The sequence below is a fragment of the Candidatus Hydrogenedentota bacterium genome (genome assembly GCA_018005585.1).
Taxonomy (GTDB): domain Bacteria; phylum Hydrogenedentota; class Hydrogenedentia; order Hydrogenedentales; family JAGMZX01; genus JAGMZX01.
Genome location: JAGMZX010000045.1, coordinates 12574 through 29571 on the forward strand (window position 1 = coordinate 12574; position 16998 = coordinate 29571).

The 16998-nt window shown below is 63.9% G+C and carries 9 protein-coding genes; 3 read left to right on the plus strand and 6 right to left on the minus strand.

All coding sequences use genetic code 11. From position 1 onward, the window contains the following. The 4 genes from KA184_09815 to KA184_09830 form a co-directional block, all read right to left on the minus strand. The coding region (locus KA184_09815) for a DUF1549 domain-containing protein (GenBank protein ID MBP8129860.1) at positions 1-424 on the minus strand (424 nt) is incomplete at its 3' end. Positions 425-558: 134 nt separating this feature from the next. Continuing rightward, positions 559-2334 (minus strand): hypothetical protein, encoded by a 1776-nt coding sequence (locus KA184_09820; protein MBP8129861.1) that lies wholly within the window; start codon positions 2332-2334, stop codon positions 559-561. A gap of 147 nt (positions 2335-2481) precedes the next feature. Next, complete coding sequence (locus KA184_09825; protein ID MBP8129862.1) at positions 2482-5931, minus strand: hypothetical protein; 3450 nt, start codon at positions 5929-5931, stop codon at positions 2482-2484. A gap of 85 nt (positions 5932-6016) precedes the next feature. Continuing rightward, entirely contained in the window at positions 6017-7138 is a 1122-nt protein-coding gene (locus KA184_09830; protein ID MBP8129863.1) for an NmrA family NAD(P)-binding protein, read from the minus strand. A gap of 243 nt (positions 7139-7381) precedes the next feature. Here KA184_09830 and KA184_09835 point away from each other — a divergent pair, with 243 nt between their 5' ends. From KA184_09835 to KA184_09845, 3 genes are all read left to right on the plus strand, one after another. After that, positions 7382-9580 (plus strand): hypothetical protein, encoded by a 2199-nt coding sequence (locus tag KA184_09835; GenBank protein ID MBP8129864.1) that lies wholly within the window; start codon positions 7382-7384, stop codon positions 9578-9580. A 131-nt stretch (positions 9581-9711) separates the two neighbouring features. Beyond that, positions 9712-12834, plus strand: coding sequence for a discoidin domain-containing protein (locus KA184_09840; GenBank protein ID MBP8129865.1), 3123 nt, complete (start codon positions 9712-9714; stop codon positions 12832-12834). Positions 12835-13006: 172 nt separating this feature from the next. Next, a complete protein-coding gene (locus KA184_09845; GenBank protein MBP8129866.1) occupies positions 13007-14458 on the plus strand; it encodes an MATE family efflux transporter in 1452 nt (483 codons plus the stop codon). 161 nt (positions 14459-14619) lie between these two features. Here KA184_09845 and KA184_09850 read toward each other — a convergent pair whose 3' ends face one another. After that, entirely contained in the window at positions 14620-15168 is a 549-nt protein-coding gene (locus KA184_09850) for an RNA 2'-phosphotransferase (protein MBP8129867.1), read from the minus strand. 44 nt (positions 15169-15212) lie between these two features. Next, on the minus strand, positions 15213-16946 hold the full coding sequence (locus KA184_09855; protein ID MBP8129868.1) for a hypothetical protein: 1734 nt from the start codon (positions 16944-16946) through the stop codon (positions 15213-15215). Between the last annotated feature and the right edge of the window lie 52 nt (positions 16947-16998).

Consider the following 16998-nt stretch of genomic DNA (forward strand, 5'->3'; position numbering starts at 1 on the left):
GCACCGCGTTCGGCCACAGGTTGATCGGGAACTCCGCCTTGACGCGCAGCAGATCACACCACTTCAGGGACCAGTAGTCCGCGAATTCCTGCCGCTCCAGGAGCATGTCGATAAGCTTGGCGCGCTTATCGGGGCTTTGGTCTTGCAGAAACTTGAGTGCTTCCCTGGGCTCGGGCAGGGTGCCGATGACATCCAGAAATACCCGCCGGACAAAGACCTGGTCGGAGCACAAGTCTGCGGGCGTGATGCCCCGCGCTTGCAGTCCGGCCAGCACGTAGTCATCTATAGGGTTTGCCGGCGTGAATTCGCCTTCGATTTCAAATGGCCGCACAAGTTCGCGATCCGCGCCCGCCGCGCCAAGCACGGAGAGTATCATCGCAACCGCCGGCAGCAGACTTTTCATGACAGCCCTCGACCGCCTCATGCCAACGGTCCGGTCGTCTCAAAGGGAGGACCTGGACCCGAATGGAGCCACCGCGCTTAAACACCATTCAGACAGCAGCGGTTCCCGGACCGCTGATTCCCGCCCGCACGGAAGACGTCGGGCGGGCGCGGAAGCTACTGAAATTCAACCACGGCCACCTCATAAGTCCGAAATTCGGAGACAACGAAAGAAACCCGTCCGTCCGCTTCCCGGAATTCCAGGTTGCGGTCTTCGTCATGTTCCGGGCTGGCCAGACGTATGCCCGCAACCGTGCGCCCTTCCGGAAGCCCCAGGTCCACGCGAACATCGCGCACCGGTTCCTCCAGCCGATAGTTGACCAGCTGCAGCAGGCGTCGCCCCGGTTGTTCCGTCAGTTCCGCACACACGCCCGGCGCGGGGTCTGCGGCTACCTGCATGGCGAGATGCCCGCCGCATGCGGCGCGCAACGCGTCGGTCACGCTGTCTGCCGGGCCAATGTGCAGCACGCGTTCTGACGGCAGGTCATCGAAGGCCGCGTCTTGCCGCGATTCCATCCACTCGTTGTGCGTGGCCGCATCGCCCACAATCAGCAGCGCGCCCCCACTCTGGACATAGCCGCGAATCTGCCCGATATGCCGGTCAGCCAGGGCAACGCACCCGGCCAGTACCAGTACACGGTACTTGCTCAAGTCTCCAAGCTGGTGCTCGTGGATAATCTGGAACGCGGCGGGATATTCGATGAGCGTCCGTTCGACACGCGCCGTGAGGTCCGCGACCTCAGGCGGCGTGAATGCGTGCGAAGGATAGCTGCGCAGCACCGCCGCATCTGCAACGACGGCCGCATCGCGGAGCAGGTCGCGCCTCGCGTGAAAGAAGCGGACGAAATCCGCCGTGGCCGGGTCCAGCGGCTCGGACATGCCCGGCGCCTTCACGATGTCGCCGTACTCGAACCAGCACATACAGCCCAGGCAATCGAGGTTGAACGCCATCGACTCGGCCATTTCGAGCGGAGACGTCGTGTACGTGAAGGCCATATTGTTCAAGGCCCGCGCAATCTTGTACGTCTGAACACGCGTGTGCAAGCGGCCATCCGCGAATCCGATCCGGCGCGACTCGTCCCAGAACGCCTCGCCGCCCTGAAGCAGGCGTCCGTGGTCCAGCAGCGCATTCACCCGGTCCCCCACGCCGCCCGGATTGCACTCGATAAGGATATCCGGCCGTAGCGACCGCGCATACCGGTTGAGTTCAAGATAGGAATCCGCCAGCGATTGCGCGTGGAAATCAAGCCATGCGCGGCGCTGAAACGTATCGGGAGGCCCCGTCATCGCGGGTTGAACCGTCACAACATCTGAAATGCCCCCTTGCATCAGCTCTTGAGCGCCAAAATTGCCCTGGAGATACGCGCGAAAGCGCGCAACCGAATTCGCATCCGTCCCGGGGCCCTCATGGTAATTGTCGAAATGCAGAAGGTCCGCCTTGACCTCTTCGACGGCAAAACGAACCAGTCCGTGATAGAACGTCCGCGCATCGGGATGATTTCGGTCCCAGTAGTAGCGGTATCGCGCCCTGCCGTACGTGCGCATCTCTCCCGCCGCGTCGCGCAATATCCATGCCTCCGCGTCAGGCCGTTCCTTGAAAAACAACTCCCAAAGGAACGCACCGCTGAAGTTGTAAACGCCCACGCGCAGTCCCGCGTCATGACACAGACTCGCAAAACGCACTGCGTCTTGCATGCTCTCCCCTTCCGCATCAAGCCCGGCCCCCTTGTAGCAGTGCATCATGACGAAGTTCACGCCCAGCGCCTTCAGTTGTGCAACCATCTCGGGACTGTGCTCGTGCGCGTATGCCTCGCGTTGCTCCACAGCCGGCGCATATCCCTCCGCCCCGTCCCGGCGAACGCGGAACAGGAGGGGTTCCCAGCTTCCCGCCATCACGATGCCTTCCCGCGCCACCCAGTCCGGGCGTTGAGCAGGCGGCAGCATGTCGGCCTTGACATATGAATTAACACATATAATGCTTATAACAGATACAAATATACGAATAAACATATGTGCTTCGTCCTCCGCACGCCTTTTCCGCTACGGCGAAGTCCGGGCCCGGCTCAAGCGCTCGCACAGGCGAAACTGGACCCCTTCGATACGCACTTCCGTGTCGCCGCTCTTCGGAATACGCAATGTGAGCAGGCCGTTGCTGTCGTCATAGCACCACGCGCCGCGGCTTTCCTCCGGTAACGGGTCGGCGTGCTCCACGACCGCACCGTCCAACAACACGGTGCCGGGCCGCGATACATTCGCGATGACTACCGTTCCTTCTTCGCCCAGGGGATACCGAATCTGGAAACGGATAGTCCCGGCCGACCACGCCGCATCGTGCACGCTGCCCACGGCGGTGATAGGGGTGCGTTCCCGCCCACTGCCCAGAATGACCGTCTCCGGCGCCTCGCCGCGGCCGAGCAGCTTGGCGACGCATCGCAGGATTTGCCGCGGCGAAAACACCCAAGCCGACTTGTCGCCCTCAATGGCCCCGACCGAATCGGGCCACAACGCGACATCTTCGCCCTCCGCAGCCTGTTGCTGAATGGCGCTGTGAATGATGAGCATCGCGATGCGTTTCCAGGGGTAACTGTTGTCATGTTCGGCGAGGTCGAGCAGCGCTTCCGCGAGGCACAGCCCGTTCCATTGCACGGGTCTGCCAAACCACGAGTATTTCATCAGCGATGCGCCAAGCACAGGAATGCTCGCGCCGAGCAGAAACGGCTGTTCCGGGTCTTCCCAGAAGTAAAGGAACGGCAAGCCGCGCCGTGCCCAGTACACGGCGCAATCGAGCCACATCGCGTCGCCTGTAAAGGCGTACGCTTCGAGATACGCCTGGGCCGCCTGCGCCGCCGCCAGCACATCCGGGCTGTGAAATGGCACCTCCCAAACCTGCGCCGCCCGCGGCACCCGTTCCGTGGCCATGTATTCGAGCGCTGTGCGCACGGATTCGAAGGCGGCCCAGTCGCCGGCAATTCGCGCGTAACGCAACACCTGCATCGTCCGCTCGGCACAGGTGCCCACGGCTACGGCGTTGTCAGGGCCAAGCATGTGATAGTCGAACCCCTTGAAGATACCTTGGTCTTCATGGTCGGCATCGAAGAACCACAGGCCTGCTTCATTCCGGTCTTCGAGCAGCCCCGCCACGTACGCGCTGCCGGACGCGCCGAAATCGCCGCCCGGGGGCCGAAGTGCATCGATGCGCGGCGGCGTTCCAAGTAACGCGGCTACTTCCCGGGCGCGCGCGGCGCACGCTTCGCGTACGTCTTGCTCGGGGCTGATCACGGCGCCCAAAAGCAGGTCGGCGGCAAATTCCGGGGGACGCGCAAGATAAGAAAGCTGCTTCGGGCCGTTCTTCGTAAACCACCACTGTTGCGTCTCCGCATCCCAGAGCGATTCCAGGTATGCGCGCATGCTAAACGCAACTTCTTCTTCGTAACTGCCCCGCGGCAAGGGCGAAGGCTCGGGGATACCGTACACGCCGAACCATGCGTCCATTGCCGCGAGCGCGTCGCGCGCCGCGCCATCCACCAGGATGCTGCACGACAGTCGTAGCGTGTGTCCTGCCTTGAGCGGATACGGCCGCGCCGCTTCGCGCGTGTTCACGTCGCAAAATTCAGGCACGGAAGGCAATTGCAGGCCCATCAAGTGCGCGCGCTGGCCGTTGAACCGGTCAGGGGACGCAAAAACGGCAGCAGGCCGGTCCCGTTGTCCGTCCCACGTTTCGCGCGCATTCCAGAGCAGGCCCAGAACGCCGTTCGGGGCGTGCGCGCCCATCGCCGGAATCGTGATCATGTTCGGATGAGGCACATATCGCACCTGATGCGCGTGACCTTCCTCGATGTCGGCCGAGCTTGAAGAAACCTCGCCGCCGACCAGCCATTCGAGCCCCGGGAACACGGCCTCATCGCGTTCCAGCGCGTAGACCATCGGGCCGTCAAAACGCAGCAGTTCCCGGCCGGCGCTCGCGGCAAGGTCGCAGGCCGCCCGTACCATCCGCGCATCGTCCGACAACTCGAAAGTGAGCTTCGCCTGCCACGCTACTTCGTCTGCGTCCGTATATGCCCACGTGAAGATCAGCGACGCCGTGTTTTTGCTGGACGCTTCCGGCGGTTCTTTGACCGAGACTGGCACTTCCTGGTGCCCACCGCTTGCATCGCGAAACACCAGCGTGCTCAAGCGCGGCATCCAGCCAAGGACGCTCAGGTCCGTACCCCCTTTCGCCAGAAACCGCACCGGGCCAAACCCGTCTTGCGTCCGGTAAAACTCGCAGCGCACGTGCCGGTTTTCCAGCACGGCGCCCTTGCGCGAAGCCGCCGCGCGCGCTTCCCGCGATGGCGCCGCCATGTCAAATGGCAACGCAACCACCTGCGACGCAGGCCCAAGTTTCACCGGCTCGACATGCTGCGCGGTCACCTCGCAGTCCCGCAGGCTGCTCTCTTCGCTCTCGACGCTGAACGTAGTCTGCGCGCCGGGCGCAAGGTCGGGCCGCAATATTTCAATGGCGCCGGAGGGAAACACGAAGCGGACTTGCGGGCTCGCCGCAATGGCGTGCCCCGTATTGCGCACGGTACAGGCGAAAACGCCTTTGTCGCCTTGCATCCGCACCGGAGACTCCGGGCCGTAGCGCTCGACCAGCATCTCGGGCGCGAGCGTAACCGGTGTAGCGGCCTGCTCCCCGCCTGCCGTGGCCTCAATCTTCAGCGTCACGGCCTGGTCGCGTCTGCCCGTGACCCGCCACGACATCTTGTGCCCGGCATCAGGCGGTAATGCCTCAAGCACCGTTTCAGCCGGTTCAATCTGCAAGGCGTCCCCGGCAATCACGCGGACGGTGGCGCCGTCCGTCGGCGCATCGCCCCGATTCGACACCCGGGCGAAGAGCGTGCCGCATTCGCCCGGCGTGTCCGCACATTCCTCGAAACGCGCACCGTCCACGCACAGCAAGGGCCCCACGGTTTCCACGTAGGCTATATCGTCAAGCAGCATCTCACCCGCGCCGCCAAGAATACGCGCCGCGAAATGCACCCACTTTACGTCCGGCGCATCCGAATAGTCGTACTTCAAGCGTCCCCGATGCCATGCGCCGTCACCCACGTGCTCCAGCGGCACGACGAACTCCGCCCTGCGCGGTCCGGTCTCTCTGCCTGTCGCATCCATGGGAATGACCATGACGTACAGGTTGCCGTTCGTGGCCGAAACGGCCTTGTACCAGAACTCCATCCCTCCCTTGACGCAGTCAAGCATTGCGCCCTGCTCGCCGCCATGCGGCTGCCATTTCCGGTTGAGCCCGGTCTCCGGCAACGGATCGTTCTCGGGCCGCACAAGGCGCAAGGCGCGCCGCCCCGCGTGCGCATCCGTATTGATGACCTCGCCCCGGTTGAGAATCTCCCAGTCTATGGCGCGGCCGTCGGCCGCCAAAGCCTCGAAAGACCCATTCGTGCAGGGATTGGCCGCCCCCTGAGCCGCGGCAAGCAACACCACGAAGAGATCGAACATGAAAAGACCTCCCGCGCACTGCGCATGTATGCTAATGGTAATAGGCCCGTCGCCAAGGCGCAAGAGACCATACTGCCGCGTAGCATCAGGGTTCGCGAACCACCCTGGTCATCTCGATATCGCGGTAGGCAAGAATGCCTTTGCCGCGCAGCCGGTCCAGAAACAGCCCGGGGTCGAGACAACCCTCGGGCGCGTATACCCCGCCACTGTCAACGCATACTTCACTGCGGCCAAGCATCAGCGCGCCGATGGAAAGGGAAATGCCCGTGGCCTCCCGCATTCTTCCGGCGCCGCAGAGCATTTCATGAACCTCGCGCCCATCTTTCTCCCCATATACGTCCACCCGCACTGCCCCCTCCGCCGATCCCTGGCCCGGCAAGAAACGCTCTATTTTCCCCAGAATGCGGCTCACGATATCCAGCATTCGCGCATGCGTGAATATGCCTGCACGGCAAGGCCATACGAACAACCTGGCCCCGCGGCCATAGCCCATGAAGAAACGAACCTCTTCCAGGTCAGGGAGGAACCGGTGAAGCGTCACCGGCTCCGTGTGGCCCATGTTCCACACGCGGACGAGTCCGAACCGGGGAAAGGGGACACGCAGGCTGCGGCTGCACGCTCGAAGCATCTCCGTCCGGCCAGCCGTGAACCCGGCCACTTTTCCGGACATGGTATAGAGCACATGACGGATGACCGCCTCGCCTCCCCCGTTCAGCGGCGCATAAACAAAGACATCCGCGCGCCGGACCACGCTCATGTCGCGCGCAAGATAGCTCACGCTCATATTCGTTATGCCCGGGCTGGTCCCGAGTCCCGTGAGAATGATACAGCCTTTCTCGCGAGCGGGCTGGTCGTAGTCGTCGAGCACCCGCACGGCGGCGGACCAATCGTCGCAGACGCTCGCATAGGGAACGCCCGCGTCCACCGCGGCCCGGACCAGTCTGGGTTCGTATTCATAGAACGGCCCGAGCGCGGAAGCGGCGACGTCATGACCACGCATGGCCGACACGAGCGCCTCATGGTCTCGGGCATCGACTTCTCTCACATCCACAAGCGCGCCACGGCCCGCAAGCTTGTCCGCGATTCGCCGCGCGGTCAATACCGCGCGGTCGGCGATGGTGACCTTTTCCACGCCTTCGCTCAGCGCCAGGTCTTCAACGGCACGGCTCCCCATGTCCCCCGCGCCGCCAAATACAATGATCTTCATGGCGTCTACCCTCGCCCGCGATTGGCATCCGCGGCGCATCCTTGCAGGACTTGGCCGCTTTCCGCAACGCTGCATATTAACTCCGTTCCGCTATGAGGTAAACCACCTGACCGTTTGATTTCCAGTAATTCAGCTGGCGGGTTAGGAAAAGCGTGAATTCAGATTGCATCCGTTCCGTATCGAGACCTATATTCAGCAGGTGCGGGCGGGGAATCCCGACGAACTGAAGAAAGGGTGGAAACCGTGAAGATTAGTGCTGCATTCTTGTGCACCTGCATTGTGTTGTTCGCCAAATGCGCTGCCGCCGAGGAAGCATCCGCGAATACGCGTGTGGATTTCTCCTATGCGTTCGCGACGCCGCACCGGCTCACCGTTGCCCTGCCCGACAACAGCAACAAGACGCTGCTTGACGTCGAGCCGGGCGCCGTGCGCATGTCGTGGTCTTATCAGAACCTCATGGACTTGCCGTTTTCCGCATATGTCACACCGCCCGCCAATTGGGCGGTCAAGTTGACGCCGCAACTCGACGGCCAGCCCTTCGCCGGCAGTGCGTGGACGCGCGTGGACGGTTTTCTGCCCGCATTGCGCAACACCTGCGAATCCACGGCGGGACGCATGACCCTCGAGATCGCGGGCGGGCCCGAGGCGGCGCTTGTGCGCGTTGCAATGGAGAACCCAGGCACGCAAGAAGCAAGATTTGCGCTCGTATGCGAATCCCAGCGCGGCTTCTTCGGCTACAATCCTTCCTTTGTGGACCCCGTGCGACCGAATGACTGCCTGCTCGCGGGCTGGGGCGAACGCGCCGACCGGATCATCGTCTTCTGTCCCGGGGCGGACGACCTGCCGCTGCGCGGCGCCACAACGCTCTGTCCCGAATGGACCGTTGCGCCCGGCGAAACGCGCGTGGGGTGGCTGATCCGGCCCTATGCCGCCTACGCGGCGGACTTGCCCGCCTTGCGCGCCCGGAACTGGGAGGAGGACTTCATCGCGGCGAAGGAAGCGTGGCATGAGCTGATCGGCCGGGCCGCGCGCATCCACGTGCCCGATTCAGAGGTCGAACGGGCATTCCTGGCCTGTCTCGCCGATTGCTTCATCATGCGCGAGCCGGTGCCCGGCGGGCGCATCGCGGGCACTCCGGGCACCGACGGCTACCGCGCCGCAAGCCCGTGCGAGACGGCGATCATCGCCATCGTACTCGACCAGCTTGGCCTGCACGAGGAATCGGACAAGGGTTACAGCGTCTTCTTCGAGTCGCAGGGCGACGACGGCGACTGGGCCGACCCGCGGGGCTGGGCGCATCTCATGTGGCTCACGGCGGGTTTCAAGTCGTGGGCGGCTATTGAGCATTACAGACACACGCGCGACCGCGCGTACCTGGAACGCGTCTACCCGCGCATGCTGGCCAGTTCCCGTTTCCATGAGCGCGAACGCGCGCGCACGCGCGTGCTTGACAACGGCGAAAAGCCGCTCACGTATGGGCTTATGCCGCCGGGCATGGGCGACTGCGGCCTCAAGGACGGCGACAACCTCTACGGGGTGTTCCTACCGCACAATTTCTGGGCCGTGTACGCCGATGAGGTGACGCTGGAATCCGCGCGGATACTGGGCCGCACGGATGATATCCCCAAATTGGAGCGTATCCGCACAACCGCGCGCGATGACCTGCTGGCCACGCTGGACCGCGGCGCGATCCAGGAAGACGGCTACCGCTGGATACCGGGCGTCGCCGGGAAGACCTGCGGCAGCCGCTGGGGCGCGCTTAACGTACTCACGCCCTGCGCCATCCTGCCGCCCGACCACGAACTCGTCTCGGGAACCATCCGCAATCTCGAATCGAAAATGAGCCCCGGCGGCCTGCCGCTGAACACCGGCTGGATGCCCGACGGACTCTGGGTGGCCATCGCGCTGGACAATCTCGCCGAGGCGCACCTCGTCCGCAACGAAGGCGACGCGGCCGCGGCACTGTTCTACGCGACGCTGAACCACGGCACGCCCCTGTTCACCTGGTGCGAAGAACGTGGTCCACTCCCCGGCGCAGCAGAAACCGCTGGCGACCGCCAGCACCTGTGGACGCCCGTCGCGGTCGTGCGCGCCCTGCGCGACATGCTCGTCATGGAAGACGGCGACGTCCTGCACCTTGCGCGCGGCATTGATCGCGAATGGCTCGCCTCGGGCGAACCGGTGGGCGTTGATGGGGCCTCGACGCATTTCGGCGGGGTCTCGTATTCGCTGCGTCTGGACAAGGCTGCGCACGCCATTACCGGAAAACTGGCCTTCGCGGGCGATGGGCCGCCGTCAGCCATGGTGCATCTGCGCATCCCGGGGAGTCTCACCGTCAAGAGCGTATCCGGCGACGGTTCGCCCGAGCTGACCCCGGATGGCGCCGCCATCCAGTGGAAACAGCCCAAGGGCACAGTTCAATTCACCGCGGCACTGCACTGAATCCTGGCTTCCCAAGAGACTACCGCGCAATAGCACTCACGTTTTCACCGGTTCTTGTTATCACTGCGCTTCTTGATGTAACGGTTCCTCATGCTCCAGAATGCGCCCAACAATGAAACGGGAGCGACGTGATGATCCGTGCGGTTTCGTGCGCCATGGGCATTCTTTGTGTAAGCAGCGCTTGGGCGCAGGATTCCGCATCGGTACTCTCCTTGGCGGGCGAGTGGCGGTTCCAACTCGACCCCGAGAGCAAGGGCATCGTGGGCAAGTGGCAGGACGCCGCGCTCCCCGGCGCGGTGCGGCTGCCGGGTTCGCTGAACGAGCAGGGCATCGGCCGCGCGACCACGGAGGCGCGCGTCGACATCCTCAGTCCGCTCTACGAATACGTGGGCGCGGCGTGGTATCAGCGCGACATCGAAATACCCGAGGCATGGGCCAGCAAGCGCATTACGCTCTTCCTCGAACGGTGCCACTGGGAATCGCAGGCGTGGGTCGACGGCAAGCGTGCGGGCATGCAGGACAGCCTCTGCGCGCCGCATGAGTACGACCTGAGCAACCTATTCACGCCCGGGACGCACCGTATCACGCTGCGCATCGATAACGGGGTCAAGTACGAGGTCGGGCTGCGAGCGCATTCGATTACCGAGCACACGCAGACGAACTGGAACGGCGTCATAGGACGGATCGAACTGCGCGCCACGGACCCGGTCTGGGTCGCGTCCGTGAAGACGTATCCGGACATCTCCGGCAAGTCCGTGCGCATTCACGTGGCCGTGAACAATGCGACGGGCACGGCGGTCACCGGCCGCGTGACGGCGGGGGTTACGGAGAGGCAGGTCACCGCGGAGGTGGCGATTCGACCCGGCGGCACGAAAGAAATCGAGATGACGCTGCCGCTGGGCGCGGATGCGCCGTTGTGGGACGAGTTCTCCCCGGAGTTTTTTGAAATGCGCGTGACGCTCGACGCCGCTGCCGGGGATGCCACGTATCACGATGCAGCTACTGCCACGTTCGGCCTGCGCGAAATCAGCCGCAAGGGCGCACAACTGCTGTTCAACGGGCGTCCCGCGTTCCTGCGCGGCAATCTGGAATGTTGCATCTTCCCCATGACCGGATATCCCGCAATGGACACAGAAGCCTGGGCGCGCATGTTCCGCATCGCGCGCGAATACGGCCTGAACCACGTGCGCTTCCACTCATGGTGTCCGCCCGAGGCCGCCTTCATCGCCGCCGATGAGGCAGGCATCTCCCTGCACGTCGAGACGCCCATCTGGTCGGATCTTGGCAAGAACCCGGCCACGGATGCGTTCATCCACAGAGAGGGCGACCGTATTCTCGACACATACGGGAATCATCCGTCGTTCTGCATGCTCGCCGTCGGCAATGAGCCCAGCGGACCGAAAAAAGACGAGTTCCTCGCAACAATCGTCGCCTGCTGGCAAGAGAAAGACCCGCGGCGCCTGTATACGACCTGCGCGGGCTGGCCGGAACTGTCGGGCAGCGATTACCACGTCGTGCATCAGCGCGGACGCCTCCCCTACCGTCTCCACGGTGGGCCGCTCGCCCCGACGACCGCGTTCGACTACACCGAATGCCTCGCGGGCGCGGACGCGCCGGTCGTCGCGCACGAACTGGGCCAGTGGTGCGTCTATCCGAACTATGCGGAGATTCCCAAGTACACCGGCGCATTGCGCGGGCGCAATCTGGAGACCTTCCGCGCCTCGCTCGACGCGCACCGCATGCTCGACCAGGCGGACCCGTTCTCGAAGGCGTCCGGCGCGCTGCAGACGCTGCTCTGCAAGGCCGACATCGAGGCGGTGCTGCGCACGCCCGGCGCGGGCGGGTTCCAGTTGCTCTCGCTCCAGGATTTTCCGGGCCAGGGCTCGGCGCTGGTCGGTTTTCTCGATGCATTCTGGGATAACAAGGGATACGTCACGCCGGAGGCGTTCCGCGAGTTCTGCTCCGAATGCGTACCGCTGCTGCGTCTCGACAAATACGTCTGGACCACGGACGAGATCTTTCATGCCAGCGCGGAAATCGCCAACTTCGGGCGCGCCCCAATCACGGACATCACGCCCCAATGGCGCATTCATTACGCCGATGGCCGTGACTTCATTGCGGGCGCGCTTCCCACGCGCGCGATTCCAATTGGCAACGGCATTCCTCTGGGCGAGTTCGGGTGCAGCTTGGCGGACGTGGAAGCCCCCGCAAAACTGACCATCGTCGTCTCGCTGCCGGGCACGCCGCACAAGAACCACTGGAACCTGTGGGTTTACCCGGTGCCGCGACCCGCGCTCGACACGAGCGGCGTGCTCGTCGCGCGCGTGTTCGATGAAGAGGTGCGGCGCGCGCTCATGGACGGCGGCACGGTGCTGCTGTACCCGGAGCAACTGCCGCCGCGCACAGCCGTGAAGAGCGCGTTCGAGCCCATCTTCTGGAACACGCAGTGGTTCCCGGGCCAGCGCCGCCAGCTTGGCGTCCTGTGCGACCCGGCGCACCCGGCGTTCGCGTTCTTTCCGAACGATGGGCACACCGATTGGCAGTGGTGGGGCCTGTTGAACGGCAGCACGGTCATGAACCTCGACAGCCTGCCTGCGGCATTCCGGCCATTGGTGCAGGTCATCGACGACTGGAATACGAACCGTAAACTCGGCGCGGTGTTCGAGGCCGGTGTTGACGCAGGAAAACTGCTTGTTTGCTCGCTGGGCAGTCCCGGGACCGCGCCCGACGCGGCTGCCGCGTGGTTCCACGAAAGCCTGATGCGATACGCGCGGTCCGATGCGTTCAGACCGGCCAACACCCTTGCCATGGAGACAGTCAAAGTCCTGTTTGAGCCGCCCGAGTTCGCCGTCGTAAAGGTCGATAGCGAGATTTCCGGTTATGAGGGGATCAACGCCGCCGACGGCGACCCGAAAAGCATCTGGCACACGCCGTGGCAGCGCGGATTCCCCAAGTATCCGCACGAAATCCAGATCAAGTTCGCCAAGCCGCGCGTCATCGGCGGCCTGCGCCTCCTGCCGCGTCAGGATGTCGCAAACGGCTTCATCAGGGAGTACGAGCTCTACGTCGGCAACGACGGTGAAACCTGGGGCCGCCCGGCCGCGGCGGGGACCCTTGAGAACGGCCCCGAGAGCAAGGAAATCCGATTACACACGCCGGTCGAAGGCCAGTATCTGCGCTTCGTCGCATTATCCGGCCACGGCAATGACTGTTTTGCCGCTATCGCCGAATTGCAGCCTGTCTTCGCGGAATAACGCGTTATTCAATTGCGCCTGCAGGCAAGATTCCGCGCGCGGTTCGTTGTGCGTATGCCCGAATCTGCTATCATCTGCGCCGGGAGCCGACGCCTGTCAGTCTTCGGCCTGACCATGTACTCCCTTGCACCAAGTCCCCCTGTGACCCGGATATACCTGATGGACGCAGTACATGACTTCTTCTTCTGACACGCTGGACGACCGCACGTCCGGCGCAGCGTTCGGGCGTGACCTCACCACGGGCAGCGTCGCGCGGAATCTGCTGTTCTTCTCGGTGCCCATGCTGCTGGGCAACGCCATCCACACGGCCTACAGCATCATCAACACCGCATGGGTGGGCAACGGCCTTGGCGCGGAATCCATGGCGGCGATCACGGTCAGCTTCCCTATCGTGTTCGTGCTGATCGCGGTGGCGGGCGGCCTGACCCTGGCCACCAATATTCTGGTATCCCAGGCCTTCGGGGCCAAAAACCTCAGCCGCGTCCGTACCATAGCGCAGAACTCGTTCCTGCTCACCGCGATGGTGAGCGTTGTATGCCTCGTCGTGGGCCGCCTCACCGCGGCGTTGCTCGTGCGCGCGACCAATACGCCCGCGGATGTCGTGCCCATCGCTGTCTCCTATCTGCGCCTGTTCCTCTTCATCACGCCGTTCATGTTCGGCATCTTCCATCTGTCTTCCGTACTGCGCGGCGTGGGCGACTCGAAGACGCCCCTCTATTTCCAGGCCGCCTCGCTGCTGCTCACCGGCATTCTCGATCCCATACTGATGTTCGGCTGGCTGGGCGCGCCCCGGCTCGGTCTGAACGGCACCGCCGTCGCGACCATTATTGCCACTACCCTCGCATTCGTCACGCTTTCCGCGTACCTCCGCCGTATCGGCCATATCGCGGCGCCCGCGTGGGGCCGCTGGAAACTCGACGCGGCGCTGAGCCGGCTCACCCTCAAGATCGGCCTGCCGTCGATGCTGCAGCAAAGTTTCGTCGCCGTGGGCATCCTGCTGATTGTAGGTCTCGTCAACGGCTTCGGCGCGCATTGCGCCGCGGCCTACGGCGTCGGCATGCGCATCGACCAGCTTGCCTTCATGCCCGCCATGGCCATGGGCATGGCCGCCTCGACGCTCGCCGGGCAGAACATCGGCGCATTGCGCTTCAACCGCGTCGGCGCGGTGCTCCGCTGGGCTATTCTCATCGCGTTTCTGCTGACCTTGCCGGGCTCCATCGCGACGCTGGCTATTCCGCGGCATTTGATGGGCCTGTTCACACCCGACGCCGACGTGGTCGAAACAGGCGCGCATTATCTGCGTATCGCCGGGGTCAGCTACCTCTTCGTGGCCGTCATGTTCTCGACCAACGGCGTGATCAACGGGTCCGGGCACACCATTCCCACCACGATCTTCACACTCGTCGTCTTCTACGCCGTGCGCATTCCGCTCGCCGTGCTGCTCTCGCGGCGTCTCGGGCACGTCGAAGGCATCTGGTACGCCATTCTCGCCAGCTACACCATCGGCGTGACCATGGGCCTGATCTATTACCGCTCCGGACTCTGGAAGAAACCTGTTCACACGCGGCCGAGGCACGCGCCCCCTGAAACGCCCGCGGCCCCCGCCGGAGAGGAAGGCGCATAGCGCCCTCACCGGAGGCTATCCCAAAGCCCGCGTGACCAGCGAAAGCGCGCATCCGGTATGAAGACACCATTGAAAGAACCGGAGCGACTCTGCCTGCGTTTTGCAGGGGCGAGGCATGCCTTCCCCCTACAACAGGCATGAATCACGTTCTGGGATAGTCTCTACCCTTCGGGAAACGCGATGTATTCCGGCGCCACGCGCGCCGTGAGCCATATTCCATTCTCGGAACAGAAGAAGTCATGGCCTGCCGCATGCATCGCGCCCGCGTTCACGGCCAGCACCACGGGTTTGCCGTAGCGGCTGCCCACCTTGCGCGCTGTAACCGCGTCCAATGACAGGTGAACGTGATGCCTCCGCCTGGGAAGCAGCCCCTGTTCGCGGATCGCGTTTAGAAAGCGCGTGGCCGTGCCGTGATACAGCAGTTCCGGCGGCGTCCGCGGCGTAAGCCCGAGGTCAACCTGCACCGAATGCCCCTGATTCGCCCGGATGCGCGCTCCGTCCTCGCTCAGCGCAAAGCGCTGCTTGTCGTTGTCACGCACGACTGCGCACAATCGTTCTCTGGTCAGAGGCACGCCCTGCTGATTGGCCTTCTCGAGCAGGTCATCGACCGAAGTCCATCCGGCTTCATCCAGCGCAATGCCGATGCGCTCCGGTTTGTGCCGGAGCACATGGCTCAGGAACTTGCTGATTCTGACGAGGTCTTGAGACATGGCTTGTTCGTCGCTTGTCGTGAAAAACCACGCTGCCGCGGCCATTACTCGCTTTGTTCCACGGCAATAATCACGGCCTCCGTAAGATGCTTCTCGTCGAAAGGAATGCGCAACTCGATCCGGTGGTCTTCGAGAGACGCGGCACCGTCCTTGGCATATGGATTGTGCCGTTTCGCGGGCCAATGAACCGACGCTGAGCCCGGCAATTCAAAATGACAACCCGCATAGGCGAGTCCCCGGCCCAGTTCCGGGCCCGCCCAATCAAACGGGATCTCGCCCAGCACCGTCTCCTGTCCTCCGTCCGTCCTCAGCGATTCGCCCAAGTGCGGCAGCAACGTGAGATGCGCCGCCACAGGCAGTCCGGAATCGACCGTCGCGTCCAGTTGGATACCCAGGCGCTTCGCATCGAGCACGGCTACGCGTACCCGGCATTCCTCGGCCCCATGTTTCAGGTCAAGTCCCAACGCGGGCTCGAGAACGAGCGTCGCGCTGCCGGGCACGTGATACAACTCGCCTTTCGGCTCGAAATCCGGCGACGTATCCCCCGGCTCGTGCCGCAACAGCGACGGGTCGCCGACAGTGAACGTACTCCAAGCCGGCTGCAGCTTCGTGTTGCCGCCGCCAAGGATCAATCCGGCACGTTCATGATAGACGCTCAAGAGGTTCTGCCGGTCCTGCAGCCACCGGCTGTCCGGAACCGGGCTGCAGTACGCGGACACGCAAAGAAACCACGGGCCTTGACGCAGCGTCGCCGCGCGGGGCATGCCGCCTTCCGTCAGCACGAACGGCCCCGCCGTCTCCGCCTCGATGGCGACCGGGCCCTCGACGCCATAGAGAAGCAACGAGGCGATCAGGTCGGCGTCGAGCGCGTCCGTCTCGCGCCGCGACCATTGCCGTTGCAGATACGCGCGTCCCTCGGCAGTGAAGGTAAACCCCACGTTGCCCGCGTTCACGCCCGGCTCATAGGGGTTGCGCTCATCAATAGTCTCCACCCGCGCCCCGTTAGGATAGGTGAACCGCAGGTGGAACACCGCGGCGCGCTCCAGCGCCGCCAGCACTTCCGCGTCGTGCGATAGCGCGTAGTAGGTCCCGAGTGCGTCGGCGTACACGAAATTGTAGGCGACCACGGGCCCTTCGCCCTCGGACCAGTACCCGCCCTCGTGCTGTTCCGCGGCCACGCGGCGCAGGAATCCCTCCGCCTGGTCGCACCACTCGGGACGGTCAAGCGTCTTGCCAGCGATGTACAACCCCATCGCGTGATGCGATGGAATGTTGTGCACGCGCCCCAAGGCGCTTTTCGCAATCCTGCCGTACCCGAGCGCCAGCGCCTGCGCCCACTGCCCGCGCTGTTCCGCGGGCATGTCGTCCTCAATCAGCGCAAACGCACGCACCCACCGGGAATAGGTCCACGGCATATGAATCCGGCCCCACGTGCTGCCATCTTTCTTGCGGAATTCCCACCGGCCGTCCGCGTCGGCGTCGGCGATGAGCGCATCGCCCGCCTTCATGACCGCCTCGAGCAGCGCGGCGCTCTTGTAGTGGGGATTGTCCGCGCGCTCCAGCGCATACGCCACGGCCAAGGGGTACATCGGATGCTGGTCATTGACGACCCAGATGCCGCCGCCGAAATGGCCCGTGGCTGGGTCAAACGACTTCAGCAGCCTGGGAATCTGCTCGATGAGTTGACGCGCAAGGTTTTCCTTGTAGACCAGGTCTTCCGCAAGCAGCAATCGCGGAAAGAAGCAGACGGCCAGGGCCAGCACAAGCTTGTTCCTCACGGTCATCCTCCTTCTTGCGATGTCGAGGCGCGCGCCCGCGCTTGCCGCCGCG

What these genes read in the sequence shown, in the direction of transcription:
- KA184_09845 (MBP8129866.1), top strand. Translation starts at nt 13,007, where the DNA reads ATGACTTCTTCTTCTGACACGCTGGACGACCGCACGTCCGGCGCAGCG.
- KA184_09850 (MBP8129867.1), bottom strand. Translation starts at nt 15,168, where the DNA reads ATGTCTCAAGACCTCGTCAGAATCAGCAAGTTCCTGAGCCATGTGCTC.
- KA184_09830 (MBP8129863.1), bottom strand. Translation starts at nt 7,138, where the DNA reads ATGAAGATCATTGTATTTGGCGGCGCGGGGGACATGGGGAGCCGTGCC.
- KA184_09820 (MBP8129861.1), bottom strand. Translation starts at nt 2,334, where the DNA reads ATGGCGGGAAGCTGGGAACCCCTCCTGTTCCGCGTTCGCCGGGACGGG.
- KA184_09825 (MBP8129862.1), bottom strand. Translation starts at nt 5,931, where the DNA reads ATGTTCGATCTCTTCGTGGTGTTGCTTGCCGCGGCTCAGGGGGCGGCC.
- KA184_09840 (MBP8129865.1), top strand. Translation starts at nt 9,712, where the DNA reads ATGATCCGTGCGGTTTCGTGCGCCATGGGCATTCTTTGTGTAAGCAGC.